Raw genomic sequence first — 25,369 nt, 5'->3', positions numbered from 1 at the left:
AAACTTCTGATAGTAGGAAGTTGCAAAAGGTTTTTTTTTGGTTACAACCGATTTTATTTTTTACGAAATCGTTATAATTAACGGTAAAAATGGTATTTTTATCAAAAATATACGGTATTAAAGACAGTTTGTTATGATTACAAAAAAAGTGAATAACGTTCAAGCAGCCATTGAGGGTGTGGAAAGTGGGATGACCATTATGTTTGGTGGTTTCGGTTTATGCGGAATCCCTGAAAATACGATTGCAGCCTTAGTGAACACTTCAATTTCAGAATTAACTTGTATTTCTAATAATGCAGGAGTGGATGATTTTGGGCTTGGACTGCTGCTTCAAAAAAAGCAAATCAAAAAAATGATTTCGTCTTATGTAGGTGAAAATGCAGAATTCGAGCGTCAGATGCTTTCGGGTGAATTAGAGGTAGAATTGACCCCACAAGGAACATTGGCAGAACGTTGTCGTTCGGCACAAGCTGGAATTCCAGCTTTCTTCACCCCAGCAGGTTATGGAACCGAAGTAGCCGAAGGAAAAGAAGTGCGTGAGTTCAATGGTAAAATGCATGTGATGGAACACGCTTTCCAAGCTGATTTTGCTGTTGTAAAAGCATGGAAAGGGGATGAAGCAGGCAACCTTATTTTTAAAGGAACCGCAAGGAATTTTAATGCCTGTATGGCAGGAGCTGCAAAAGTAACCATCGCCGAAGTGGAAGAGTTAGTGCCAGTGGGATCACTTGATCCTAATCAGATTCATATACCAGGCATTATGGTGCAACGCATTTTTCAAGGTGAAAAATTTGAAAAGAGAATTGAGCAACGAACAGTAAGACAAAGAAATTAGGTAATTAAAGAAAGTGTTCGTTAGAATATGGTTAAGACACTTACTGTTTGACCTAATTGCTAATAAGCACCTTCAATAAAAGGATACATAGAGCTATGTTAACAAAAGAAGATATTGCAAAACGAATTGCTAAAGAAGTAAAGGACCGCTATTTTGTGAATCTCGGTATTGGAATTCCGACTTTGGTTGCGAATTACGTTAGAGAAGATATTGCGGTGGAGTTTCAAAGTGAAAATGGTGTTCTGGGTATGGGGCCGTTTCCTTTCGCAGGAGAGGAAGATGCTGATATAATCAATGCTGGAAAGCAAACCATTACCACTTTGCCAGGTGCTAGTTTTTTTGATTCGGCTTTTAGTTTTGGGATGATTCGTAGTCAAAAAGTGGATTTAACTATTTTAGGTGCTATGGAAGTTTCCCAAAATGGGGATATTGCCAATTGGAAGATCCCAGGGAAAATGGTCAAAGGAATGGGTGGCGCTATGGATTTAGTAGCTTCTGCCGAAAACATCATTGTAGCGATGATGCATGTCAATAAAGCTGGTGAATCTAAAATACTAAAAAGATGTACTTTGCCATTAACGGGCGTAGGTTGCGTTAAAAAGGTGGTGACCGAGCTAGCAGTTCTCGAAGTAACAAAGAATGGTTTTAAGCTCTTAGAACGAGCGCCAGGGGTTTCTGTGGAGCATATCATTGCCTCAACTGAAGCGGATTTGATTATTGAAGGCGAAATTCCGGAAATGCAACTCTGAGGTGATTGTATGATGCCTAAGGTGAAGGGCAAGTTGCAGACTATATAGTAAGCAATAAAGAAGAAACGGGAGTCTGCTTTTACAATCGTAAGCAATGGCTAAAGATATAAACGAAAAAAGCTGTTCGAATTAGAAAAATTTCGAACAGCTTTTTTTATGTCTCTTAGGTTTTAGTCTAAATTAAAAGAAGCACCTAAGCTAAAAGTAGTTTGATTGTTTAAATGATCAAACACATCATTATTGTCTCCGTATTTTGCAATTGGGAATCCAACTTCAGTGAAAACCCCAAAGCCATCGGTAAAAAAGTAACGACCACCAATATGACCACCAAAATTGTGTAATCCTAAACTTAAACCTGGATAAATGTCAAGCTGTTCTACTCCAATTACACTACTTAAATTAGCATTAATCCTAGCTTTTGCATCAAAACGATCCTTAAATTTTGGTTTTAATTCTTCACTTGAACCTGGTCCGTTTGGATTTGGATAATAAATGGTATAATTCTCAACAGTTAAAAGGTAATTAGCTACAAAACCATAAGAGAAATTTTCTCCTAATCCAAAATCTGCAGATCCTTGAATTCCAGAACCACCAGTTTGAAGATTAGCACCAATATTAACTCTCGTATCTCCTTTTCCTTTAAAAGCTTGTTGAGCTTGTATGCATCCAAAGGATACTAAGAATAAAAATGTGATTACTTTTTTCATAAACTTAAATGTAAATTATTTTTTAAAGGGCAAAAATAGCATTTTAGAAACTAATTCCTACCTTTTTCATCAGCATACAGATCGTTTAAAGGATCGCTTTGCCAAAACTCTTTGGTCTCGATATCCATTATGGTCAAAGGCCCCTTAAAGGCGGCGCCTGTATCCACATTCCAGACATTAGCTTTTTGTATCGGGATGGTTTGCCCAATTCGGGTTACAGGAGTGTGTCCTATAAAAACTTCTTTGTATAGCTTCAGACGTTTGGGATAAAATAAATCATCCGGTTGTAGCGCAGGATCTAGTGAAAGAGCAGTTTCCCAAAGTGTTCTGTCCCAATAAAATATTTTTGGAAAGTATTCATATTGTACACCATTCAGATTGGTAAAGCCTGCATGTACAAATAAGCGATTGTCATCATCTAGATAATAATCGTGCAAAGACTCTAAAAAGGCAATATGGGTTTGTTTTTTCTCCTCACTTATTTTTGTATAGGCCAAAACCGTTGCTTGGCCTCCATGTTGGAACCACAGATTTTCATCCACTTCGTCTGTTTTGGTTTTGAACCAAGCCAAGAGTAATTCGTCATGATTTCCTCTGATACAAATGCAGTTTTGCTTGCTTTTTAAATCAAGTAAGTAATCAATTACCTGTGGCGATTGGCTCCAGCCATCCACATAATCTCCTAAAAAGATAAGGGTGTCTTGGGTAGTAACTTGGGCTTTGTTCATCACTTGTTCAAGAGCGAGTAATCCGCCGTGTATGTCGCCGATAACAAATGTTCGCATTTTATTTTATTTGAGGTAGAATTACAAAAATAAAGAAAATGATTTGTTTGAGGCTATTAAGTTGAAAATCTTTAAAAGATCTGAAAATCTAGTCATTTTTCCTGGGGACATGTTGTGCTAAAGGTATTTTTAAATTTTATGGCTGTTAAAGGCAATTGGGTCTAAAAGTACCTAAAAGCAGTAGTTTATGAAATTAAAAAGATGTAGACTGGCTTTTTTTATGAGTTTTTTGATCTCATTTTCATGCTTTCCTCTTTAAATTTGTAGCATGTCTGAATCGCCTACATATCGAAAAATCATCCATATTGATATGGATGCATTTTATGCTTCGGTAGAGCAGTTGGACAACCCTGCTTTGCGGGGTAAACCTATTGCGGTTGGTGGATCAGAGACCAGAGGAGTGGTGTCGGCTGCCAGCTACGAAGCTCGAAAATTTGGTGTTCGAAGTGCTATAAGTGGTGTTTTGGCTAAAAAATATTGTCCAGAAATTATTTTTGTTCGTCCGCGTTTTGATCGGTATAAAGAAATATCGAATAAAATACATAAAATCTTCCGCGAATACACTGATTTGGTGGAGCCGCTTTCGCTTGACGAGGCGTACCTTGATGTAACTCAGAATAAAAAAGGGAATCCAAGTGCTAGTTTACTCGCCCAAGAAATTAGACTGCGCATTTTAAACGAAGTAGGAATTACCGCTTCGGCCGGAATATCAGTCAATAAATTTGTGGCTAAAATAGCCAGCGATTTCAACAAACCCAATGGGCAGAAAACAGTCAATCCGGATGAAATACTTGCCTTTTTAGAAGTGTTGCCCATCAATAAATTTTATGGTGTTGGTAAGGTGACCACCGAAAAAATGTACCAATTGGGTATTTTCACAGGAATGGACCTAAAGAGTAAATCCCTGGAGTTTTTGGAAAAACATTTCGGGAAATCGGGTGCTTTTTATTATAACGTGGTTCGAGGTGTTCATAACGGTGAAGTAAAAGCACATCGGATCGCCAAGTCTGTTGCAGCTGAACATACCTTTGATGTTAATTTATCTTCGGAGATTTTTATGATGGAGCAGCTTGATCGGATCGCGGCGACTTTAGAAAAACGTTTAAAAAAGCATAAGATATCGGGAAAAACGGTGACGCTTAAAATCAAATACAGTGATTTTACACAACAAACCAGAAGTAAGACTCTGCCTTATTTTATTTCAGATAAAAGTCTAATTCTTGAAACAGTAAAAGAATTATTGTATCAAGAGCGTATGGTAGATTCGGTTCGCTTATTGGGAATTTCGTTGAATAACCTCAATACGGAACAGAAAAAAGCAGTAGTTGTACAGTTAAAGTTTGCTTTTTGATCCATTCATTAAAGAATCATTAAATGGTATGCAGTTGCGTTTTGTGGCGTATTTTCTGGCTATCTTTGAATAAGAGGATATCTTCACTTAAACTGTTGGCCATGAAAGACACAAAATGGGAGGAAAGTTTACATCGTAATTCGGTTCCTATCTTAGCCTGGGATTTTCATTACGAATTCAAGAACGAATTGAAAGCTATGTTTTTGGATTTAAAAAAGGTACGGCAGATTTCGCAGCAGTTTGCTTGGGATGAAGCATATTTGAATATTCCAGAACGAATCAAAGAGGAAGTAGTGCTGGTTACAGATTTGGAATTTAAGATTGTGTTTGCTTCTAATGGAGTAAAAAAGATGACGGGTTATACTCGAGAGGAAGTACTTGGGAAAACACCCAAAATGTTTCAGGGCCCAGCCACTTGTAAAACGGCATTGGGAGAAATTAGAGAGGCCATTAGACGGCAAATTCCTTTTGAAAAAACAGTAGAGAATTATAAGAAGGATGGTAAAATTTATCAGTGCAAGATTTTTGGCTGCCCGATTTTTAATTTAAAAGGACATTTGACTCATTTTATAGCGTTTGAAAAACAAGATCTGAGTGCCTGAAATTTGAATTTTAATAAACACACAAGTTTATAAACATAACAAAACCGCCAAAATTGGCGGTTTTTATCTTAAAAAAAGGGTAGTAAATACATTGTGCTTTTCCCCTTTGGAGTCTCTTTTTCTAAAGCTTATAGATTCTCGAAGAAATCATTTCCTTTATCATCTGTAATGATAAACGCTGGGAAATTTTTAACCGTTATTTTTCGAACAGCTTCCATTCCTAATTCTTCAAAATCAACCACTTCAACTTTCAGAATGTTGTCTTGTGCTAAAATTGCAGCTGGACCTCCAATAGAACCTAGATAGAATCCACCGTATTTGTTGCAAGCTTCTGTAACTTGTTTAGATCGGTTTCCTTTGGCCAACATAATCATACTTCCGCCATGTTTTTGAAATTCATCTACATAAACGTCCATACGCCCCGCTGTTGTTGGACCAAAACTTCCTGAAGCCATTCCTGTTGGAGTTTTTGCTGGACCAGCATAATAAATAGGATGATTTTTGAAATATTCCGGCATGGGTTTGCCTTCTTCCAATAGTTCCATAATCTTCGCATGTGCAATATCACGAGCTACGATTACCGTTCCATTTAATTTCAAACGTGTTTTGATTGGATATTGGCTCAATTTAGCCAACATATCGGCCATTGGCATATTAAGGTCAATTTCAATAGGATCTTCTAAATGAGGAGCTGTTTCAGGCAAGAACTGCTTAGGATTTACTTCTAACTGCTCAACAAAAATTCCCTCTTTGGTAATTTTTCCTTTTATATTTCGATCAGCAGAGCAAGAAACACCTAATCCTACTGGACATGAAGCCGCATGACGAGGTAAACGAATTACACGAACATCATGTGTAAAATATTTTCCACCAAACTGTGCACCAATAGCACTTTCTTGGCAGATTTTCTGTACGCGTTTTTCCCATTCTATATCACGAAATGCTTGACCAGACATATTTCCTGAAGTAGGCAAATGGTCATAATAACCGGCTGATGCTTTTTTAACAGCACCTAAGTTGGCTTCTGCTGAAGTTCCACCAATTACTAAAGCCAAGTGATAAGGAGGACAAGCCGAAGTACCTAGATCTTTTATTTTCTCACGGATGAACTCATCCATTGCTTTATCGTTTAAAAGCGATTTTGTTTTTTGGTATAAAAAGGTTTTGTTGGCAGATCCACCCCCTTTTGCCATAAATAGAAACTCATATGATGTTCCTTTTTTGGCATAAATGTCAATCTGTGCTGGAAGATTTGAACCTGAGTTTTTTTCTTCAAACATCGAAATCGGGACAATTTGTGAATAACGCAGGTTGCGTTTTTGGTAGGTATTGAAAATTCCTTTGCTTAACCATTCTGCATCATCAACACCAGTATAAATACTTTCGCCTTTTTTGGCCATGACAATCGCAGTTCCTGTGTCTTGACAACTTGGTAGTTGTCCCTCGGCAGCAACAGAGGCATTTTGTAATAGATTATAGGCCACAAATCGATCGTTGTCTGTAGCTTCTGGATCATCCAAAATGTTTCTTAATTTTTGTAAATGTGTTGTTCTTAACATGAACGAAACATCTGTTAAGGCTTCTTCAGCCAATAATTCTAGTCCTTTTGGATCAACGGTTAAAATTTCACGTTCTCCGAATTTTTCTAGTTTGACAAAATCAGAAGTAATTTTGCGGTACTGTGTATCATCCTTTAAAATAGGATAAGGGTCTTGGTATATAAAATCAATCATTGCTTTGTTTTTTACAAAGTTAGAAATTATTTACCGAAGAAAGAATTTGAATTAAGGCTGTTTTTTAAAGTTTTTATTGAGCGTGAAATACGTTAAAAGGAATGTCCTTTTTCCAATACACTTTCTCTTTTGGGGTAAGTAATTGTTTTACCCATCGCTTATTTTTTAGGTGAAACTCCGTGGAATCAGAGTGCTCAACAGTTCCTATCTCCTCATTTTCTTCCCCTTCTTTATAACCATAGGACACGGTTTTGCAATAAAAGGAAGTCAATTCGTTTTTAGGGTTGATATTTCCAAATTCGATCCAGGTTCCCCAGCCACCGTCGCTCATAGAATCCCATTGGTGTACTAGTTGTAAGGTAGTGTCTTTTATATAAAATAAAAACTGCTGCTGATTGTAGCCACAGGCCTCGTAACCAAAACTTAAGTGTATAAAAGACGGAAGTGGCCTATTGTCCTTTTGTGGTATTCCATAGGAAGCACCCCAAGATGAGCCTGGGGTAAAAGGAAAAATGATCACCTTTTCAGAGGCTATTTTTGTTTTATTCCAATAGAAATCTAGTTGATACTTTGCTGTTTCTATGCTGTCTTTGTCTACTTTTTGATCTAAGAGATGTGCCAAAATATAAGACGTTTTATCTGACTCTTCATCGCCTGAAAGAAATATCGTATCGACCTTCGAACTGATTTTTTCCGAGCTTGGCTTTGTCGCTATTTCATTTTTAGTAGACTGGAATAACTTTGATCCTTTTGATACAGGTTCTTTTTTACAACTTACAACAGCCAGCAAAAGCAAAACAATAACTATTCTATTCATGAAAGGATTAAAAATTTAATTAGGATTTAGAAGAACCAAGTGGCTACAAAAATTGCTGCGATAACGCAAATGAAATCAACTAATAACATGGTGCTAAGCGCATAGCGCGTGTTTTTGATGTTGACAGAACCGAAATATACGGCGATCACATAAAAAGTAGTTTCCGCACTGCACTGAAAGATACTGCTTAAACGACCCGTTAGGGAATCAGCGCCAAATGTACTCATGGAATCCAGTAGGAAACCTCGAGAGCCACCAGAACTAAAGGGTCTAAGTAAGGCTACTGGTAAGGCATCTATGATTTCTTTGCTAACACCAATGCTACTGAAAACAAAGCCAATACCGCTGCTGATAATTTCAAATAAACCGCTATTTCTAAAAAGAGAAATAGCCACTAACATTCCTAATACATAAGGGAAAATAGTAACCCCTGTTTTTAACCCATTGTTGGCTCCAACTACAAAAGAATCAAACATGGTGGTGTCTTGGGCAACGAACTTTTTCTCATGTATGAAAGAAAAAATCAAGGTAAAACCAATGATGGAAACTAACATTAAACCAGAAAGATTAGATGTGAAGTAATTTTTTCCGATCAAATCTAAATGATTCACATAAAACAATAATCCAATAATCGCCGATATAATCGCCATTAGAGCCAGTACTAAAGAAGCACTTTTGAAGTTAATTTTTTGTTTGATTCCAACTAGTAAAAAGGCTGCGATGGTTCCAATTAGGGATGTAATAATACAAGGCAACATAACATCGGCTGGATTGGCTGCATTAGCGGCCGCACGATAACCAATAATGGATGTGGGAATTAATGTTAATCCTGAGGCGTGTAAACACATAAACATAATTTGTGCATCACTAGCTTTGTCCTTTTCTACATTAAGCTCTTGTAAGCTTTCCATTGCTTTCAGACCAAAAGGCGTTGCAGCCGAGTCTAAACCGAGAAAATTAGCGGCAAAGTTCAGCGTCATATAGGAAATGGAAGGGTGGTTTTTAGGAACAGTTGGAAATACCTTAGTGAACATTGGACTAAGGAATCGTGCCAGTTTTTCAGAAGCTCCAGAAATAATCAGTAGCTCCATCAATCCACAGAAAAAGGCTAAATAGGCAATCAGTGGAAGAATAATGTCCATTAAAGTACTCTTACAAGTCGGTAATAAACCATCAGACTTTTGAACCCCACTGTAAATTTTTACGGTTTTATTTTTGTAAACGTAAGTCGTATCAGGGTTGGTTAGATCTCTGTTGACGATCATGGTTTTGTCTTCTTTCAAGTTGATGCTGTCTCTGACAAAAACAGGAACTTGTTCCAAATATTTCTCTGATATTAAGATGGGATCGTCTTTTTGTCCGTTTAAGATAAAGTCAAGGGTGTAACTGTTTCCTGTAAACAAGCTCACTACTACAAATAAAATTGAAGAAACAAAAATTGCTAGCCAAAATCTACTCAATACCATAATGCTGTTTTTTTTGTAAATGTAATTATTTAGAGATAAAAAGTACAAAGATTTTGATGTCGAAACCTGAAGTATTTGTTAGAAACGGCAGGGTTTTAGTGAAATTAAGATTTATTCAACAATTATTTTGGTTTGCAAATAGTTTTCGAAAGATTTAAGGGCTTTAAATACGGCCGTTTTTTTAGTAGGCTCGATTGGGTTAAAGAATTGTGTGGCTATTTGAACATGATCTTTTTTGACTGTTCTTTTCCAGGTACCGATAACTTTACTGTTTTCGAGGATAATGGGTTTGAAGATACCGTTGTTGGTAAAAGCTTTAGATTGATCTTCCACTAAGATAGAAGCTTCTCGAGTTTTATACGAAATTAAGATCTCATCAAATGCGGGGAGAAAATGGATACTGTCTGTGAAGGTGTTTTCAGGAGAAAAAGTAGTACCAAACCAATAGGTGTTATTCTCAATTTCAACGGAATTCAATTCTGAGTTAAGGGAGTTTATCGCCAGTTTACAAGTGGTAGGGGGAAAGCCCGACCACCAGGAAAAGTCAAGTAGTGTTGCAGGGCCGTGACTTTCAAAGTAGCGTTTGGCTAGTTTGGCCAATGCTTCTTCTTTTGTTAATATGGTTTTGGGTTTTGCCACTCTTTCTTCAAGTAGGGCATAGGTCGTTTGTTTACCCCTCCTTTTTCCATTGCAAACCAAACCATCTAGTTCAGCATTCATCATTATAGTAGCGCTCAAGAAATCTTCGTTGGAGGTCTTCTTAATATTCAGCTCTTGCATGATTTCTTCACGGGTCAACTGCTGGTTTCCCGAGAGCATTTTTTCTATTGCCGTATTAATTTGTGCTAGTTTGCTAGCGTCTAGGCCGTATTTTTTAGCAGAAGAAGCTGTGAAACGTTTGACCTGGGGTGCCGAAAGTGCTAACATCCAATAAATATCATCAGCTGAAACAAAATGCCAGGTGGGTCTGAGAATATGAGTTCGAATAATTGCTGCTGAATTGATGGCTTCTTCAATTATTTCATCCGAGGCATCACATCTGGAACCAATTGCCCATTTTGCCATGGCATAGTCCTGTGCTTGCATGGCCCCCAAATGACTTACGATTTCTTGTGGAGCACTGCAACTGGTCTCTAGAAGTTTCTGTGAAACAAGTCTATGATGGGATATTTCGTGATGTCTCATTTGGAAGCTGCATTATACGTGAATAATTTCATCCTCTATCAGGAGGTCTTCTCGTCGTAAACGAAGGAAAACTTGCGCAACGGCAATAGTATCTTTTTCGCAATAAGTGACAATTCGATCGATATCTTTTTCGACATAAAAAACATGGCCTACCTGACTTCCGTCAATATCGCCTTTTGGAGAAGGTATCCCTAGGATTTTAGTCAGTAATTTTAGTGAGGTAAAATGCTTGTAATCACCAAATTTCCATAATTCTAAAGTATCCAAATGGGCAATTTCCCATGGTTTTTTTCCAAATAAGTTCAATTTGTCTGGGATGGCAATTTGATTGATAATCATACGTCTGGCGATAAAGGGAAGGTCAAATTCTTTGGCATTATGACCGCACAACAGATGCTGTGGCTGATTAAAATGATTGTTCAATAAATTATTGAAATCGCGTAGAATTTTCTTTTCCTCCCCAAAAAAAGAAGTCACCCGGAAATTTCGAATATCTCCTTTATTGGCGAAATACCCCACGGAAATACAAACTATTTTACCGAATTCTGCCCAAATTCCAGCACGGTCGTAAAACGATTCTGGTGTGAATTCCTCTTTTCGTTGGTATTGGGTTTTGTGATCCCAAAGAGCTTGCATTTCGGCATCGAGCGAATTGAAATTTTCTTCTTCAGGAACCGTTTCAATATCAAGAAACAGTATGTTGTTTAGGTTTATTTTTTCAATCATGGTTTTAAGTTTAAACACAGCTTGTGCTGGTGAGCACTAATGGATTTAGATGTAAGGAGTTAGGCTACGCTAATTTTGTAAATATAAAGCTATGATTTTAATTGATGTAAAGGGATGATGATGATTAAGTTTTAAAACAAAGACTGCTGCTTACTTGGGTTTTCATGTTCAAGTAGCCATTTCTTACGTGCTAAACCTCCAGCATATCCAGTTAAAGACCCATCTGTTCCAATCACTCGGTGACAAGGTATGACGATCCATAATGGGTTTTTGCCATTGGCTGAGGCCACAGCTCGAATGGCTTTTAGATCACCTAATTTTTTGGTTTGATCCTTATAACTGATGGTTTTTCCGTATGGGATTTCTATCAAAGATTTCCATACTCTTTGCTGAAATTCTGTGCCTTTCGGATTTAATTTTAAATCGAAATTAACTCTTTTTCCTTCAAAATATTCCTGAATTTGAGAAACGGCTTTTTGTAAAACTTTTGGAATTTCTTTGCTTACTTCGCTAGTGCCAATATCAGAAACAGAGATTATCGCAATACCATCTTGATCACCAACGATCTTGGTGATGCCTAAAGGAGAGTTGATGTAAATTGTTTCCATGGTTTTGACTTGATCATAAAAGACAAAGTTCGTAAAGTTTTTGTTTTAATCTCTAATTGTTTTTAAGTTTTAGGAGCTCATCTATGGACACAAAAGATACAGTTCAGTGCTGGTAAAGCACTTAATACAGCTCTAATTGATAAGAGTATTGTAAAATGTTTTTGATTTTTTCACTCGAGATAATCTTTTTGTCACTGGCTTTGGTTGGACTAAACTGAGGGGGAACGAGCTGTAGTTCTTGGGCTTTTTGCGTATAATACTCCTCTCTAGTTGGATGAAAAGGGGCGACGGCATTGAAAGTCTCTTGCCATTTTGCTTGATCAATGATTTTTTCTATGATCCCGATACAATCGTTTTGATGGATTAAGTTGACCACACTAGCCGCATTTTCGAGATTTTCTTTTCCTGCTAAAAATTTTACCGGATGTCGATCTTCACCAATCAATCCCCCAAAACGCAAAACAGTAGTTTCGAAATGGTGGTTTCCTTGTAAGAGAGCCTCTGCTAAAAGTAATTGTTTGCCACTTTCCGTTTCCGGATGGGGCATCGTTTCTTCTGTAATGGTTCCATTATCCCCTCCGTATACTGCAGTTGAACTGATGAAAAGTACTTTGCTTATCGGGGAGTTTGCTATAAATGGAATCAGATGGCTTATTTTCCGAACAAATGTCATTTCTAACGCCTTGGAGTCGTTGGCATTGGATGATCGTAATTTAGGTGGAATATCAATAATTAAAATATCGCTTTGCGCCAAAAACAAAGCTAAGTCGGTTTTAAGTTGCTCCTGGACTTCACTAGGATTGAGGTCGATTAAGAACGGATTTATTCCAAGATCCGCCAAAATCCTTAATTTGTTCTCAGTAGTGGTGGAGCCGTTTACGACATGTCCTTTATCGAGTAAACTGCTCGCCAAAGGCAAGCCCAACCAACCACAGCCTAAAATGCTAATTTGTGTCATTTGGAGTTTTAAAGGGGTTGAACAGCAGTCGTTAAGCTGTCTTTGACAACGGTCGTGTTTTGTTGGCCTGATGTAACGGGAATAGGTGTAGTTACAGGTGCTATGTCTTTTTTAATTTTTTGTTGAATCAATACGGCATCATTTAAAACGAAAGGAGTCGGCATCATCCAGTCGCTTCTGGATTTTACTTTAAGCAAAGGATTGGTCAATAAATCGAAAGAACTTTCTATTAGATCCATATCCAAAACGGTTGCTTTGTTGACATAGAATTCTAAAACTAATGGTTCATTTCGTACTACATAGTAGCATAATATTTTCACACCATCCTTGCGTTCTAAGCGATTTCCTTTTTGTCCTGAGGTGGAAACACCATTGGCTTTGAAGTTAAAAAAGGTCATTTTTGGATTAGCAAAAATATCGTAACGGTTTACTTTTCGGTTGGGCGTGATTTTTATTTTTAAGTATCTATTGTTTCCTACAACACTGTCTTTAAGGAAGGATATACTTGGTTTTGCTAGGGCTATAGTAGGTGCAATAGCACTATAGGTAAAGCCTGAGCTGTACTTACTGCTAAGGGGAAGGCTGTTTAGGCCTACGGCTTTTTGATTTTTTTCTCCTAAGTAAGATTTGGTCCAATCATCTAAGTTAGTGTCGTAAGTGGTCCAAATGGCTGAGTTGGTGTTGGCATTATATACATACAATAAGCTGTTGGACTTTGCTTGTCCTGATTCATAACCAGAATGATAACCTGCATAGATAAAACAGCCGATGGAAGCTGCAAAAAAGAACATAGTCCAAAATCCTTTTTTTACAAAAGTTCCAAATATTGGGAGTAATAAGCCGAACGATAAAACGGTAAGTATGGCGCTACCAAAAAGTATTTTTAAGCCAAGACCGATGGGAAACATGACGATAAAGGGGGTGACTATTGCTAAGGCCGGAATACAAAACAACAAGTTTATTCCTAAACTAGAATGTTGCGTAAGCACATAAAGTCCGAATAATATAATACCAAAATATACTGGAATAATTAAGAAACCAGCACCTGTTAAGCTATTGGCTAAAAAGGCATTGATGATGATCCAAAGTAATAAAGGCGCCACAAAATGGTTCATTGTAGACTTTGTTTCTGAAAAATGATGGTAAAAGGCAAAACAAATGGCAATACTAAGGGTTACAAACGCGGCAATGTAGGCGTGTCCATTGTAGGTAAAGCCGTTTAATAGATCGTTGTACTGCGGATAAATTTGTAAAAGTATTTTCCATCCTAAAAAGCTAACCAAACCAGCAATGGTAATGGATCCTAATAAGGGAACAAATCCTTTGAAGATATCTCTGAAATGGATCACACGCTTGGCTTTTCCAATGAAAATGAAAAGGATAAGTAGTCCCAGTGCGATTATGGTCATGGGTACTACCCAAGAAAAAGGGTAACTAATGAAGGAAAAAGGAATGCTAAAGTAGACATCATCAGCTGTAGCAGTTGTGGCATTTAGATCAATATTAGAGAAATATTTCAATAAAGGCATCAAGTATGTTCCTTGGTGTGCAAGGGTTGTTTTACTCAAATGTTTAACATCGTCTTGTTGGGTATGGTAGTTATAATGTCCATCTATAAAAGCAAAATTAAATCCTTGAATATTGCCTTGCTCTCTGAAAACGGTTAAGTCAGTGTCGTTCGGAAGCATTTTGTATATGCTATACATGAGTGAATTAGAAACGGGATAAGTAGCTTTTGCATTTGAAAATTCCTTTACAAGGGCTTGGTTTCCTTGGTTGGTTTCCATTAGCATATAACTTGGTCCTGAAGTACCTCTGGCCTCAAAGTTTAAAACCAAACCAACATCTTTAGCCCATGGGTGTTTATTGACAAAGAGTGCCGCTCCATTTAAGCCTAATTCTTCAGCATCTGAAAAAAGGATGATGATGTCGTTTTTATGTGGTTGTTTAGCATATAAAAAAGCGCGTATGCCTTCTAGAATCGTGGCTACTCCCGAAGCATCATCGCTGGCTCCTTTTGAAAAAGAGTGAGGTGCGCTATCGTAATGCGACAATAATAATAATGCTTTGGTATTTTGGGTTCCCTTGATTCGGGCGAGTATGTTTTTAGAGTTGACTAGGAGTCCTTTATCATTTAATGTAAAACCTTCTTGGATACTGGTTTCTAAACCAATTCGATTCAATTCTAATGTGAGGTAATTGGCTACTAACTCATGATTGGTAGAGCCCACATAGTGCGGTTTTTGAGCAATAATTTCTACTTGGTTTAAGGCTCTCTCAGTAGAAAATTCAGCTAGGGCCTCTTCGTTTTTAGAAATCCATTGGGGCATCATCGATGCATATATGATACCGAGTATGACCAAGATGCATAGTACGGCTAGAATTGAATTGGAGTTTTTTTTCATAGTAATGGGGACTATATTTCTTTTTTAACGAGCATGAAATAATCATTGTCCAAAGAGCGATATCCTTGGTCGTATAGGAAATAATAGGTGTTTCCTGTTTTGGTTTGTAAAATATTGGTAAAGAAATCAAAGTCAAAACCTTTGTTGATCATTTTATCTCGTGTTGCTTTTGATTTCCCGTCAGTGTTTAGTTCTGACAAAATACGGTAATTTTTTCGTAATTTGTTGTTTACATTACGCATGAAATTTGTGCTGTCCTTATTTATTTTGTTGTTGTAGGCATTTCGACAACTATCTGAGCAGAACTTTTTATCTTCTCGACCTACAATTTTTTCGGAGCATTCGAGGCATGTTTTCATGGATTTATTTTTTTAATTTCATATAAATCATTTCTTCTGTCTTTTAAAATTCGCACACTCCCGTGTTCATGAAGCTCTTTAAGTAAATTTAAATCGACATCCACAATCAAGGTCATTTCGGTGTTGGGAGTAGCTTCGGCTTTTATTCCGTTACTTGGAAAAGCAAAATCAGAAGGGGTAAAAACGGAAGCTTGAGCATATTGAATGTCCATATTGTTGACTTTCGGTAAATTACCCACACAGCCTGCAATAGCGACATAACATTCATTTTCAATTGCACGAGCTTGCGAGCAGTGTCTAACACGGGTGTAGGCATTTTGAGTATCCGTTAAAAAGGGGACAAATAAAATGTTCATGCCTTCATTGGCTAGGATTCTTGGGAGTTCCGGGAATTCTACATCATAACAAATTAGGATGCCAATTTTTCCACAATCGGTATCAAAAGTTTTGAACTCAGATCCGCCTTTCATTCCCCAGTGTTGTACCTCGTTTGGGGTAACATGAATTTTGCTGTACATTTCAGAACTACCATCTCTTTTGCATAAAAAACCAACATTGTACAAATTACCATTTTCTAGATAAGGCATGCTTCCGGTTATAATATTGATGTTATAAGAGATGGAAAACTCTTGAAAACGTTTTCTAATCGGATCCGAATATCGCGCTAGTTCTCGAATGGCTTCTGCTTCAGAGAGGTGGTTGTAATCGGCCATTAAGGGGGCGATGAAGAGTTCTGGGAATAAGGCAAAGTCCGAACCGTAACCAGAAACCACATCAATAAAAAATTCTGCTTGTTCAAAAAATTCCTGAATATTGTTTAATGGACGCATTTGCCATTGAACTAAGCCCAATCGAATGACGCTTTTTTCGAGATTAATAAGCCTTGGACTTTCATCGTAGTAAACGTTATTCCATTCCAAAAGAACGGCAAATTCTTTGGATTCTTCGTCACCTTCTAAGTAATTTTTGATGATTCTTAAAACGTGGAAATCATTACTCAACTGAAAGGAAAGCACAGGATCATGTAATTCTTTGTGTTTTACTTTGTCAATATAGTTTTTTGGAGTTAGTTTTTTAGCGTGCTGAGCATAATTGGGAATTCGGCCGGCAAATACAATTGCCTTTAAATTAAGTTGCTCACAAAGTTCTTTTCGCGCATCGTATAAACGACGGCCCAATCGTAATCCACGGTAGTTGGGATGGATAAAAACATCGATCCCGTATAAAATTTCAGCGTTTGGATTATGGGTTGAAAAAGTGTAATCACCAGTGATTTGTTTGTAATTGTGTTTTTTGTCTACTAGTTTTTCCTCAACGATGAGTGATAATGCAGATCCTACCACTTTACCATCTGCTAAAATGACAAGTTGCCCTTCTGGAAATATGGAAAGTAGCCTTTCGATATCCGGTTCCTGCCAATAGGAGTTGGCCATTTCGGGATACGATTCTATCATCGATTTTTTCAACTGCTTATAGTCTTCAATTTCTAAGTTTCGCAATTCAACTTTATTAATTTTCGTCTGCATATCGTAAGATTTATCTCAAATGTACAAAATTATTCCCATTTACAAACGCTTACAAATAATTACAACCGAAAGTAAATACTTTGTAACCGAATGTATTAGCTCGTTTCTTGCAATTTTGTAGTGTTGAATTTGATAGACGAATTCATTTACACAAACATTTAAATAGTATAAGCCATGAACACAATGAAAAACAGCGTGCAATTGATTGGGAACGTAGGAAACGACCCAGAGATTCAAACATTAGAGAACGGTAATAAAATGGTGTATTTAAACATCGCCACCAATGATCGATTTACCGATGACAAAGGAGAGAAAGTAGAGCAAACCGAATGGCACCGCGTTATTGCTTGGGGAAAGATTGCTGAAATTATTGAAAAATATGTGGCAAAAGGAAAAGAGATCGGTGTAGAGGGGAAACTCACACACAGAAGTTATGAGGATAAAAACGGTGAGAAAAAATTTATTACCGAAGTGGTGGTCCATGAGCTTTTGCTTCTAAGTAAACAATAAGAACGACCAAATTGTATAGGATAGCCCGGTAGGTTTTTAAAACGTATCGGGCTTGTTTTTTTAGCCTAATTATAAAATGGAGTTACCATTACTATCTGTAGTGAGTACTTCGCTCATATAGTCAAAAAAGGGTCTCATGTTTTTGAAGGAGTCTAAAGCCAGTTCTAAAAAAAGAGGACTTAATACCTGTTCATCGGTAAAACGTTGGATCAATAAAAACTGTTTATAGCGAAGCAAATCGATCGCCTCATGATGGATATCAAAGCCTTTAGGAGCAGTCTTGAGTTGTTCACCTTGTAAGGTCCCGAAGCTGTCTACAAACGACTTTGAATCCAATATTTTTCGAAAGGGCTCAGGGTCGTGGGCAAATTCGCTTCTGATGCGTTTTAAATCTGCAGCATTTGGCCCCCAAAAACCACCAACGAAAAAAGTGTTTCCTTTTTCCAGGTGAAAGTAATAACCACCGCGTCTTTCTTTTGTTGCTCTGGTATAGCTGCCTCCCCAAAAGGTTTTAAAAGGAGTTTTGTCATGAGAGAAACGAATGTCGCGGTAAATTCGATAGACACTTTTCTTGCCCGTAGAGGTTTCTAGCACATCGGTTTTGGAGAGTTCATGCAGCAAGGCATCTGCAAAGATTTCAATATGATTGAGTTCTTTTAAATAGGCTGGTTTATGGGCATCAAACCAAGGCTTATTGTTGTTTTCTTTGAGTTGAATCAAAAAATCGAGACTAGATTTAGGAATTATAGAGTTTTGCATAAGTAATTCGTGAGGCTTTTTACAGTTAGAAGACGACTGCAATTTAAACAAAAAACCCACCAAATTTTTGGTGGGTTTTGTATATAATCGTTATGCTGTTTTTTTAAATAAGTCGAACATAGGACAACGTGAACAACGTTTCTTCTCGCTTTTTTTGAATTTCTCACAGCAAGATGACTTGCAGTTCTCGATTTTCTTAATCTTATCAAGGATATCTTTGTTTTTTTTCTTCTTTTTATCCTTCTTCTTGTCCTTGTCTTTGACTTTATCTTTCTTGCTCACCTTTCCTCTGAATTATAAAACTCAGACAAAGATAAAATAAAATTGTTATTTTTATGTATTCTAAATAAACTTTAACTTTTCTTATTTAGGATTAATAGCAATGGAGCTGGTTACGGTTAACTGCTGAATATCACGGTCAAACAAGTACAGTCCACCTTTGTCATCACCAATTAAGTTGATTTTATCTAGGATTGATTTAGCAGTAGCTTCTTCTTCGATTTGTTCCGATACATACCATTGTAAGAAATTATGTGTTGCATAATCTTTTTCTTGAAAAGTGATGTGAACCAATTCATTGATGGATTCTGAAACAAAGATTTCATGGTTGTAAAGTGTTTCAAACATCTCCTTAAAAGTAGTATAAGATGTTTTAGGCGCTTTTAGATCGGTAATATGAGCGTGCCCTCCGCGTTCGTTTACATACTTGATCAATTTAAGCATGTGCGCACGTTCTTCGTCTGATTGTGTATACATAAATTGAGCGATTCCCTCTAATCCGTGTACTTCAGCCCAACAAGCCATAGAAAGGTAGGTTTGCGAAGATTCTGCCTCTATGCGAATTTGCTTATTTAAAGCTGCTTCAATATTTTTTAGTAACATAATAGTGTCTTTTCTGTAAAGTTAGAAAAAATAATTCAATCCTTTTTTTGAAATCATCAAAGACAAGACATTTGGATTAATTCTCAATAAATTTAAGGCTTGTCCATTTGGAAAGCTTTTGAAAAAGTGGCTTTGCTAATGATCGGGTTTTCGGGTTCTTCGTGCATAAAGCCGTCGGTGAATTTTCTCATGGTGTACTGCTTTAGGGCCGTATCATAATAGCCTAAGATATAGTAATCTTTAAAAGGTACTGTACTGGGAAGGATGGCTTTTTTATTAAATTCTAAAAAGTAATTGATATTGTCCAAGGCCGTGGGTTGCGGTGTTACAGAGGTGAATTCACCATTGAGATCCAAGATACTTTCAAAAAAAACGGTTTCTGTGTGAAAAGGAGAAGCGAAATCCCAACCGAATGAATCATCGTTAAAGTTGTAGTATGTTTTTTCAATCTTAGGAACTCCCCCCAAGGTAAGCATGGTATTTTGCTTGCTTTTAAAAACCGATAGGCCAATATCTGAAAATGAAAGACTTTGTAAAAATTTGGCTGTCTTTTTGATTTCTTTTGGTTTTTGATTGTCTCGTTGCGACCATAACGGAGCGCTTTTGAAACGGATGGTGTCATTTTTTGAAACTTGATAGTTTTTGATGGTTTTACCGGTAGTATACTCTTTGATGTCAAAAGCAAGTGCAATATCCGTAACGTTAAGCTGATAGAGGCGACCATCACATAAAAAGGAATTGCTTTGCTTTTTAGGGCCCGAAAGGCTTGTTTGAGGGTAACTTCTTGCCGTAAGCTGATCCGTTTCAAGATCAAGATCAAAGACAAGCGTTTCTTTTGGATTGTGGTCTAATGTTAAAAGAATGTGGCGCTTTTCAAAATATATCTTACTCTTTTTGGTACTTTGATCTAGGGGAGTGTAGTCGCTAGGGTCAATTTTTTCAATCGGATTTTCGCTAATGAGTTGATTAAATACAAGTGGTTTTGTCTTTTTGTCTTGAAAAGTATAGGAGGAAAAATCAAATAGCTTCTCCTCAGCGGTACCATTTTTGAAGGCGTAGACATTTAATCCATTTTGAGTGATGTCATTGGTAAGGATGTAAAATGTCTCGTTTTCCTGAAAGGTGGTGATCACATACTGATTCTCAGAAGGAAATGTAAAACTAAGCGCCTTGAAGGTTTTAGTTTCTAAGAAATATTTAATCACTATAATGCTTTTGAGATCTTCAGTAGACCAATACAAAGTTGGGTTGCCGTCTTCACTGAAACTGTATCCAATAATTGATTTGTTTCCTAGGTTGGTACGCGCGATAGTAAAATCGTTCTTTAAGAACAAGGCACTGTTGTATTGTAAGATGCTGAGGTTTGTTGCGTTTGAAGCAAAAACAAACAGCTCATCAGTTGTGCTGTTCTTGACGTTGAGAATCTGCTTGTTTTGGTCATACTTTTTTAAATCTAATGCAAAAGTATTTAAGACAGTTTGTCCTATAAGTACTGATTTGTAGAGTAGAAGAAAGAGGAGTAATGATTTTTTCATATGCTTTTTATCAACGGTAGCTATTTCAAATTTACATCTTTTCTCTTAGATAAACATTTCTTTTTAGCCTTTAGTGGATGGAATTATTGATTCATGGACTCCTGAAAACAATCTACAAATTGTCCTACATGTAAAGCATCCATTAAGCCATGATGTACGTGAACGGATAGGGCCATCGTTTTTCGTCCTGTTGCTGAAATCATCATTTTTCCAAAAGAGATTTTCGGGCAGCTATCGGGATAGGAATAACTTCTAGCATGTGAAAGTGATGTAAAATTAAGCCAAGGAATGGCAGAGAAATGGATCACATTATCATCGTCGAAGCAGCGGGTGAAAAGTCCTGTTGTATTTTGAATGCGCTCAATCTCTTGCGAAGCATTTTGCTGGAAAATTGTAAAATCGGCATCGTATTGGATCAGTGAGAATCCAAAAGTGCTGTCAGCACGTCCGATAGTAGCAGATACATCAACGCGATCGTTCACATAGATTTTGTTATCAGCAATACGATACCTGAAATTCTCGATGGCATTTACCGCAACCAATGTTTTATGGAGATAGTAAATAAAAAAAGAAGCGTTAAGGTTCTTAGCGGTTTGATAGGCCTCAGTACAATCAATTTCCACAGTGACGCCAAAAAAGGGCTCATCCATTTGACTGAAATGAAGAAAATGTTCTTTTCTATTCCAGTTTTCTAAGTCTAAAAGTGTTTTCATTAGAGTAGATTCTTAACAACTTGAGTGATTTTTTCGAAAGAGCTAAAGTGCTCATGTTCTATTTTATGATCGATTTTTTCGTGTTCCCATGTGGTGTGAAAAGGGATGTGAACCGCATAAGAACCAATTTCTAGAACCGGTAGCACATCTGATTTTAGAGAATTTCCAATCATCAAAAAATCACGAGGCTGGATGTCTAATCGGGCCAGTAATTTTTCATAATCGATAACTTGTTTGTCTGACATGACTTCAATATGGTGAAAGTAGTGCCCCAAACCAGAACGGTGTAATTTGCTGTGTTGGTCTTTTAAGTCTCCTTTTGTGGCCACTACCAATTTGTATTTGCCGTGTAAAGCCTGCAATGTTTCCTCGACTCCATCTAAGAGCTCTATTGGTTTTTCAAGTAATTCTTTTCCGTACTGAATGATTTTTTGGATCACTTCAATCGGCAGTGTATTATTGGAAATGTTCATAGCCGCTTCAATCATAGATAAGATATATCCCTTGATCCCGTAACCGTATAAAGCTAAATTTTCAATTTCAGTTTTAAACAATTCCTTTGAAATTCCTTGATGTGAAAGATAGTCTTCCATCAAAGCACAGAACTTATGCTCTGTTTCTTGAAAGTAGGGCTCATTTACAAATAAAGTATCATCAGCATCAAAGGCGATTACTTTTAAATTGGGTATTTTTTTTCTGTCTAACATAATTTTTTGTTTGAAGTTTTCTTTCTCCTTTATTGTGCTCCTTTAAGAAATGGATTTCAAGCTTTTTTAAGCGAGTTGTGTTCTCTATTTAGTTGGGTAGCATCCAAGGTGGATTAGCGGTCTTTATGGCGCAGAAAACGGGTTTTTAAGGTTGATGGTTTTGCTGTAAAAAGTAATGCTAATGCCAAAAAGCAAAATGATACCACCGAAAATCATTTGTAAAGTTATCTTTTCTTCAATAAACAACCAAGCCAACAGCGAGGTAAGTACCGCTTGACTTAATAAACTTAGTGATACTTTAGTGGCGTGCATATGTTGTGTGGCATAACTGATCAAGAGCCAAGCGCACAATTGACAGATGACAGCCTGAAGTACTAATACCAACCAAGCAGCATCTGAGAAGCCTATAATAGGTTCGTTTAGGAAATAGCAAATCAAACCTAGGTAAATACTAGAGGCGAATAGGCTAATGGTCATAAAGGATAAAACATCAACTTCTGAGAGGATGTTTTTACTAATCAAAAGATAAATCGAATAAAGGATGCCCGATAAAACCGCTAAGAGGAAAGCTTGATTGAAATTCAACTCCATAAAGAAATTATACCCCACCAAGGTTATCATACCAAATAATGAAACGACTGTGCCAATCCAAAAATTAGTTCCTGGTTTTGATTTTAAAAATAAGAACGATCCAATGCCTACCCATAGTGGAGAAAGATTCGTTAATAAAGAGGCCTGTGTCGCACTTGAATCCTGAATAGCGATATTCCAAACCGCAACATCCGAGGAAAAGAGAAGACCGCAAAGGGCAGCCAAAAGTATGAATTTGGTCTTGGGAAGTTTAAAGCTTTTCGTAATTAGTACATAAGGAAGAAGCAAAGCGAAGGCAAAAAACATTCGGTAAAATGCCGAAATGATTCCGGAAGTTAAATTTAGTTTGACCAATATTGGAAAAATGGATATGCAAAGTATTCCACAGATTAGAGCTAATCTTGGTTTGGTGATTTTCATTTTGTTGTTGTTATTATCTGGCTTAAAAGAGTAGCTGTTCTTTTAGGCGCTTTTGTTTTGTGTTTTTGACGAATATTTTATTTTTTCTAAAATGAAAGTTACGAAATGTTTGTAAAAACAAATTGCGTGAATCCATTAAAAATTTAATGGATTCACGCAATTTTATAATAAGTATAAAACCTTAGTTTATCGTTTCTCCATTAGGAGCATCAGTATCTGGGTTTACAAAAACCAATTTTCCTGCTGCATTTGTTGTCATTAGAATCATTCCTTGGCTTTCGACTCCACGTAGTGCTCTTGGTGCTAAGTTGGCTAAAACCGTAACACGCTTACCAATGATTTCCTCTGGAGAGAAGCTTTCGGCAATTCCAGAAACTATGGTACGTACATCAATTCCAGTGTCCACTTTAAGAATCAAAAGTTTATTTGCTTTTGGCATCTTTTCAGCTTCGATAATAGTTCCTACTCGCAAATCCATCTTGGCAAAATCCTCAAATTGAACTAAATCTTTCTGAGGTTCAGGTTGCTTGCTTTCAGCTAGATTAGCAGTTTTAGTAGCTTCCAATTTGTCTATTTGTTTTTGAATTTCTTCGTCTTCGATCTTAGCAAAAAGTAATTCTGCTTCACCAATTTGGTGACCTTCTGAGATTAATTCAGAGTTCTCTGTAACGTCATTCCATTTCAGTTTGCCTTCGTTTTTCAAGATTCTTGATAATTTAGCAGCCGTAAAAGGTAAAAATGGTTCAGCAAGTATACTTAAGGCAGCAGCGATTTGCAAGGCTACATACATCTGAGTTTTTACACGCTCTGGATTGTCTTTCATTACTTTCCAAGGCTCTTCATCTGCTAAATATTTATTTCCTAAACGAGCCACATTCATTAATTCTCCTAAAGCTTCACGGAATCTGTAACGCTCCACTGAACTAGAAATAACCGCCGGATAGGCTTTTAATTCAGTTAAGGTAGCTTGGTCCACTTCTGAGAATTCATTTGGTGTTGGAATGACACCCTGGTAGTATTTGTTGGTTAAAACCACCACACGATTAATGAAATTTCCAAAAATAGCCACTAACTCATTGTTGTTTCTAGCTTGGAAATCTTTCCAAGTAAAATCATTATCTTTTGTTTCAGGAGCATTGGATGTCAAGGCATAACGCAAAACGTCTTGTTTGTCCGGAAATTCTTGTAAATATTCATGTAGCCAAACCGCCCAGTTTTTAGAGGTTGAAAGTTTGTTTCCTTCTAAATTCAAAAATTCATTGGCCGGAACGTTGTCTGGTAAGATATAACTTCCTTCTGCTTTAAGCATGGCAGGGAAAATGATACAGTGAAAAACAATATTGTCTTTTCCTATGAAGTGAACCAGTTTGGTGTCTTCATCTTTCCAATAGGGTTCCCAATCTTTTCCTTCGCGAGCCGCCCATTCTTTAGTAGAGGAAATATATCCGATCGGCGCATCAAACCAAACGTATAGTTTTTTTCCTTCTGCACCTTCAACAGGAACATCAATTCCCCAGTCCAGGTCACGGGTTACTGCACGAGGCTCTAGTCCGCCGTCAACCCAAGATTTAACTTGTCCGTAAACATTCGGTTTCCAGTCATTTTTATGTCCTACCAAAATCCATTCTGTTAGGAATTCAGTATAACGATCCAAAGGTAAAAACCAGTGTTTAGTTGATTTTAGAATTGGAGTTTCTCCTGTTATTGTTGATTTTGGATTAATTAAATCTGTTGCATTTAAAGTAGATCCACATTTTTCGCACTGATCGCCATAAGCCTCTTCATTACCACATTTTGGGCAAGTTCCCACTACAAAACGATCCGCCAAAAACTGATCTGCTTTGGCATCGTACAATTGTTCGGTTACTTCTTCAATAAAATCGCCTTTATCATACAATGTTTTAAAGAATTCCGAAGCAGTATCGTGATGAATTTTAGCCGAAGTTCTAGAATAATTGTCAAACGAAATTCCGAAATCAGCGAATGAATTGCGAATAATTCCGTCGTATTTATCAATAATTTCTTGTGGGGTAACTCCTTCTTTTTTGGCTTTCATCGAAATCGCAACGCCATGTTCATCGCTTCCGCAAATAAACGCAACGTCTTTTCCTTGTAAACGTAAATATCTCGAATAAATATCTGCAGGCACGTAAACCCCCGCCAAATGCCCAATATGTATAGGTCCGTTGGTGTAAGGTAAGGCTGCCGTAATAGTATATCTCTTTGGATTTTGTATCATAACTCAATTTTATTGAGTGCAAAAATAAGCAATAGAATTGAGATTTTTAAGCTTCGGAAAGATTCACTTAGAAAACACGGTGGTTCGCGCAGCATTTTATGGCTATATCAGAAGAAAAACACAAAGTTTTTTTAAAGTGTTCAAAATTGAAACTTCAGGAATTGCTGCAAACCTTTTCGTTAGAATCAAGTGAGAACTAAA

General features: G+C 37.0%; 24 protein-coding genes. 5 read left to right on the top strand and 19 right to left on the bottom strand.

Annotated elements, in window-relative coordinates; all coding sequences use genetic code 11:
- Positions 1–133: 133 nt before the first annotated feature.
- Both AC51AA_RS12855 and AC51AA_RS12850 read left to right on the top strand, forming a co-directional pair.
- Entirely contained in the window at positions 134–835 is a 702-nt protein-coding gene (locus tag AC51AA_RS12855; protein ID WP_500702636.1) for a CoA transferase subunit A, read from the top strand.
- A gap of 95 nt (positions 836–930) precedes the next feature.
- Positions 931–1,584 carry a 3-oxoacid CoA-transferase subunit B gene (locus AC51AA_RS12850; protein WP_500702635.1) on the top strand — a complete coding sequence of 218 codons (654 nt, stop codon included), beginning with the start codon at positions 931–933 and terminating at the stop codon, positions 1,582–1,584.
- Positions 1,585–1,754: 170 nt separating this feature from the next.
- On the opposite strand, the gene AC51AA_RS12845 is transcribed toward AC51AA_RS12850, so the two are convergent.
- Positions 1,755–2,291, bottom strand: a complete 537-nt coding sequence (locus AC51AA_RS12845; RefSeq protein ID WP_500702634.1) for a DUF6646 family protein — start codon at positions 2,289–2,291, stop codon at positions 1,755–1,757.
- Positions 2,292–2,341: 50 nt separating this feature from the next.
- On the bottom strand, positions 2,342–3,076 hold the full coding sequence (locus AC51AA_RS12840; RefSeq protein ID WP_500702633.1) for a metallophosphoesterase family protein: 735 nt from the start codon (positions 3,074–3,076) through the stop codon (positions 2,342–2,344).
- A gap of 268 nt (positions 3,077–3,344) precedes the next feature.
- Between AC51AA_RS12840 and dinB the strand changes: the two genes are divergently transcribed.
- Both dinB and AC51AA_RS12830 read left to right on the top strand, forming a co-directional pair.
- Complete coding sequence (gene dinB, locus AC51AA_RS12835) at positions 3,345–4,427, top strand: DNA polymerase IV (RefSeq protein ID WP_500702632.1); 1,083 nt, start codon at positions 3,345–3,347, stop codon at positions 4,425–4,427.
- 101 nt (positions 4,428–4,528) lie between these two features.
- A complete protein-coding gene (locus AC51AA_RS12830) occupies positions 4,529–5,029 on the top strand; it encodes a PAS domain-containing protein (RefSeq protein WP_500702631.1) in 501 nt (166 codons plus the stop codon).
- 128 nt (positions 5,030–5,157) lie between these two features.
- Here the strand turns inward: AC51AA_RS12830 and AC51AA_RS12825 are convergent, their stop codons facing one another.
- From AC51AA_RS12825 to AC51AA_RS12780, 10 genes are all read right to left on the bottom strand, one after another.
- The gene (locus tag AC51AA_RS12825; RefSeq protein WP_500702630.1) at positions 5,158–6,762 is read right to left on the bottom strand and encodes a fumarate hydratase; all 1,605 of its coding nucleotides are present in this window, start codon (positions 6,760–6,762) and stop codon (positions 5,158–5,160) included.
- Positions 6,763–6,835: 73 nt separating this feature from the next.
- On the bottom strand, positions 6,836–7,579 hold the full coding sequence (locus AC51AA_RS12820) for a hypothetical protein (protein ID WP_500702629.1): 744 nt from the start codon (positions 7,577–7,579) through the stop codon (positions 6,836–6,838).
- 26 nt (positions 7,580–7,605) lie between these two features.
- Entirely contained in the window at positions 7,606–9,045 is a 1,440-nt protein-coding gene (locus AC51AA_RS12815; protein ID WP_500702628.1) for a nucleoside recognition domain-containing protein, read from the bottom strand.
- 111 nt (positions 9,046–9,156) lie between these two features.
- Entirely contained in the window at positions 9,157–10,230 is a 1,074-nt protein-coding gene (locus AC51AA_RS12810) for a winged helix DNA-binding domain-containing protein (RefSeq protein WP_500702627.1), read from the bottom strand.
- A 12-nt stretch (positions 10,231–10,242) separates the two neighbouring features.
- The gene (locus AC51AA_RS12805; RefSeq protein ID WP_500702626.1) at positions 10,243–10,956 is read right to left on the bottom strand and encodes a 3'-5' exonuclease; all 714 of its coding nucleotides are present in this window, start codon (positions 10,954–10,956) and stop codon (positions 10,243–10,245) included.
- 131 nt (positions 10,957–11,087) lie between these two features.
- Positions 11,088–11,564: a methylated-DNA--[protein]-cysteine S-methyltransferase gene (locus AC51AA_RS12800; protein ID WP_500702625.1), complete on the bottom strand. Its 477-nt coding sequence runs from the start codon at positions 11,562–11,564 to the stop codon at positions 11,088–11,090.
- A gap of 121 nt (positions 11,565–11,685) precedes the next feature.
- Positions 11,686–12,522: a Rossmann-fold NAD(P)-binding domain-containing protein gene (locus AC51AA_RS12795; RefSeq protein WP_500702624.1), complete on the bottom strand. Its 837-nt coding sequence runs from the start codon at positions 12,520–12,522 to the stop codon at positions 11,686–11,688.
- Between the two features lie 8 nt (positions 12,523–12,530).
- Positions 12,531–14,927, bottom strand: coding sequence for a M28 family peptidase (locus AC51AA_RS12790; RefSeq protein ID WP_500702623.1), 2,397 nt, complete (start codon positions 14,925–14,927; stop codon positions 12,531–12,533).
- Positions 14,928–14,938: 11 nt separating this feature from the next.
- A complete protein-coding gene (locus AC51AA_RS12785; RefSeq protein WP_500702622.1) occupies positions 14,939–15,286 on the bottom strand; it encodes a hypothetical protein in 348 nt (115 codons plus the stop codon).
- The gene (locus AC51AA_RS12780; RefSeq protein WP_500702621.1) at positions 15,283–16,812 is read right to left on the bottom strand and encodes a GNAT family N-acetyltransferase; all 1,530 of its coding nucleotides are present in this window, start codon (positions 16,810–16,812) and stop codon (positions 15,283–15,285) included. The genes AC51AA_RS12785 and AC51AA_RS12780 overlap by 4 nt, the downstream gene beginning before the upstream one ends.
- 174 nt (positions 16,813–16,986) lie before the next feature.
- Between AC51AA_RS12780 and AC51AA_RS12775 the strand changes: the two genes are divergently transcribed.
- Positions 16,987–17,322, top strand: a complete 336-nt coding sequence (locus tag AC51AA_RS12775) for a single-stranded DNA-binding protein (RefSeq protein WP_500702620.1) — start codon at positions 16,987–16,989, stop codon at positions 17,320–17,322.
- Between the two features lie 69 nt (positions 17,323–17,391).
- Here the strand turns inward: AC51AA_RS12775 and AC51AA_RS12770 are convergent, their stop codons facing one another.
- From AC51AA_RS12770 to metG, 7 genes are all read right to left on the bottom strand, one after another.
- Positions 17,392–18,081 (bottom strand): DUF2461 domain-containing protein, encoded by a 690-nt coding sequence (locus AC51AA_RS12770; protein ID WP_500702619.1) that lies wholly within the window; start codon positions 18,079–18,081, stop codon positions 17,392–17,394.
- Between the two features lie 363 nt (positions 18,082–18,444).
- Positions 18,445–18,963 carry a ferritin gene (locus AC51AA_RS12765; protein ID WP_500702618.1) on the bottom strand — a complete coding sequence of 173 codons (519 nt, stop codon included), beginning with the start codon at positions 18,961–18,963 and terminating at the stop codon, positions 18,445–18,447.
- 92 nt (positions 18,964–19,055) lie between these two features.
- Positions 19,056–20,498, bottom strand: coding sequence for a hypothetical protein (locus AC51AA_RS12760; RefSeq protein WP_500702617.1), 1,443 nt, complete (start codon positions 20,496–20,498; stop codon positions 19,056–19,058).
- A gap of 83 nt (positions 20,499–20,581) precedes the next feature.
- A complete protein-coding gene (locus AC51AA_RS12755) occupies positions 20,582–21,211 on the bottom strand; it encodes a CatA-like O-acetyltransferase (RefSeq protein ID WP_500702616.1) in 630 nt (209 codons plus the stop codon).
- Entirely contained in the window at positions 21,211–21,918 is a 708-nt protein-coding gene (locus tag AC51AA_RS12750) for an HAD family hydrolase (RefSeq protein ID WP_500702615.1), read from the bottom strand. The genes AC51AA_RS12755 and AC51AA_RS12750 overlap by 1 nt, the downstream gene beginning before the upstream one ends.
- 123 nt (positions 21,919–22,041) lie before the next feature.
- Positions 22,042–22,929: a DMT family transporter gene (locus AC51AA_RS12745; protein ID WP_500702614.1), complete on the bottom strand. Its 888-nt coding sequence runs from the start codon at positions 22,927–22,929 to the stop codon at positions 22,042–22,044.
- A 181-nt stretch (positions 22,930–23,110) separates the two neighbouring features.
- Positions 23,111–25,168 carry a methionine--tRNA ligase gene (gene metG / locus AC51AA_RS12740; RefSeq protein ID WP_500702613.1) on the bottom strand — a complete coding sequence of 686 codons (2,058 nt, stop codon included), beginning with the start codon at positions 25,166–25,168 and terminating at the stop codon, positions 23,111–23,113.
- Positions 25,169–25,369: the final 201 nt, after the last annotated feature.

The sequence above is a fragment of the Flavobacterium sp. OHVDL-2026-0007 genome (assembly GCF_059882335.1).
This window is presented reverse-complemented; position numbering and strand designations above follow the sequence as displayed.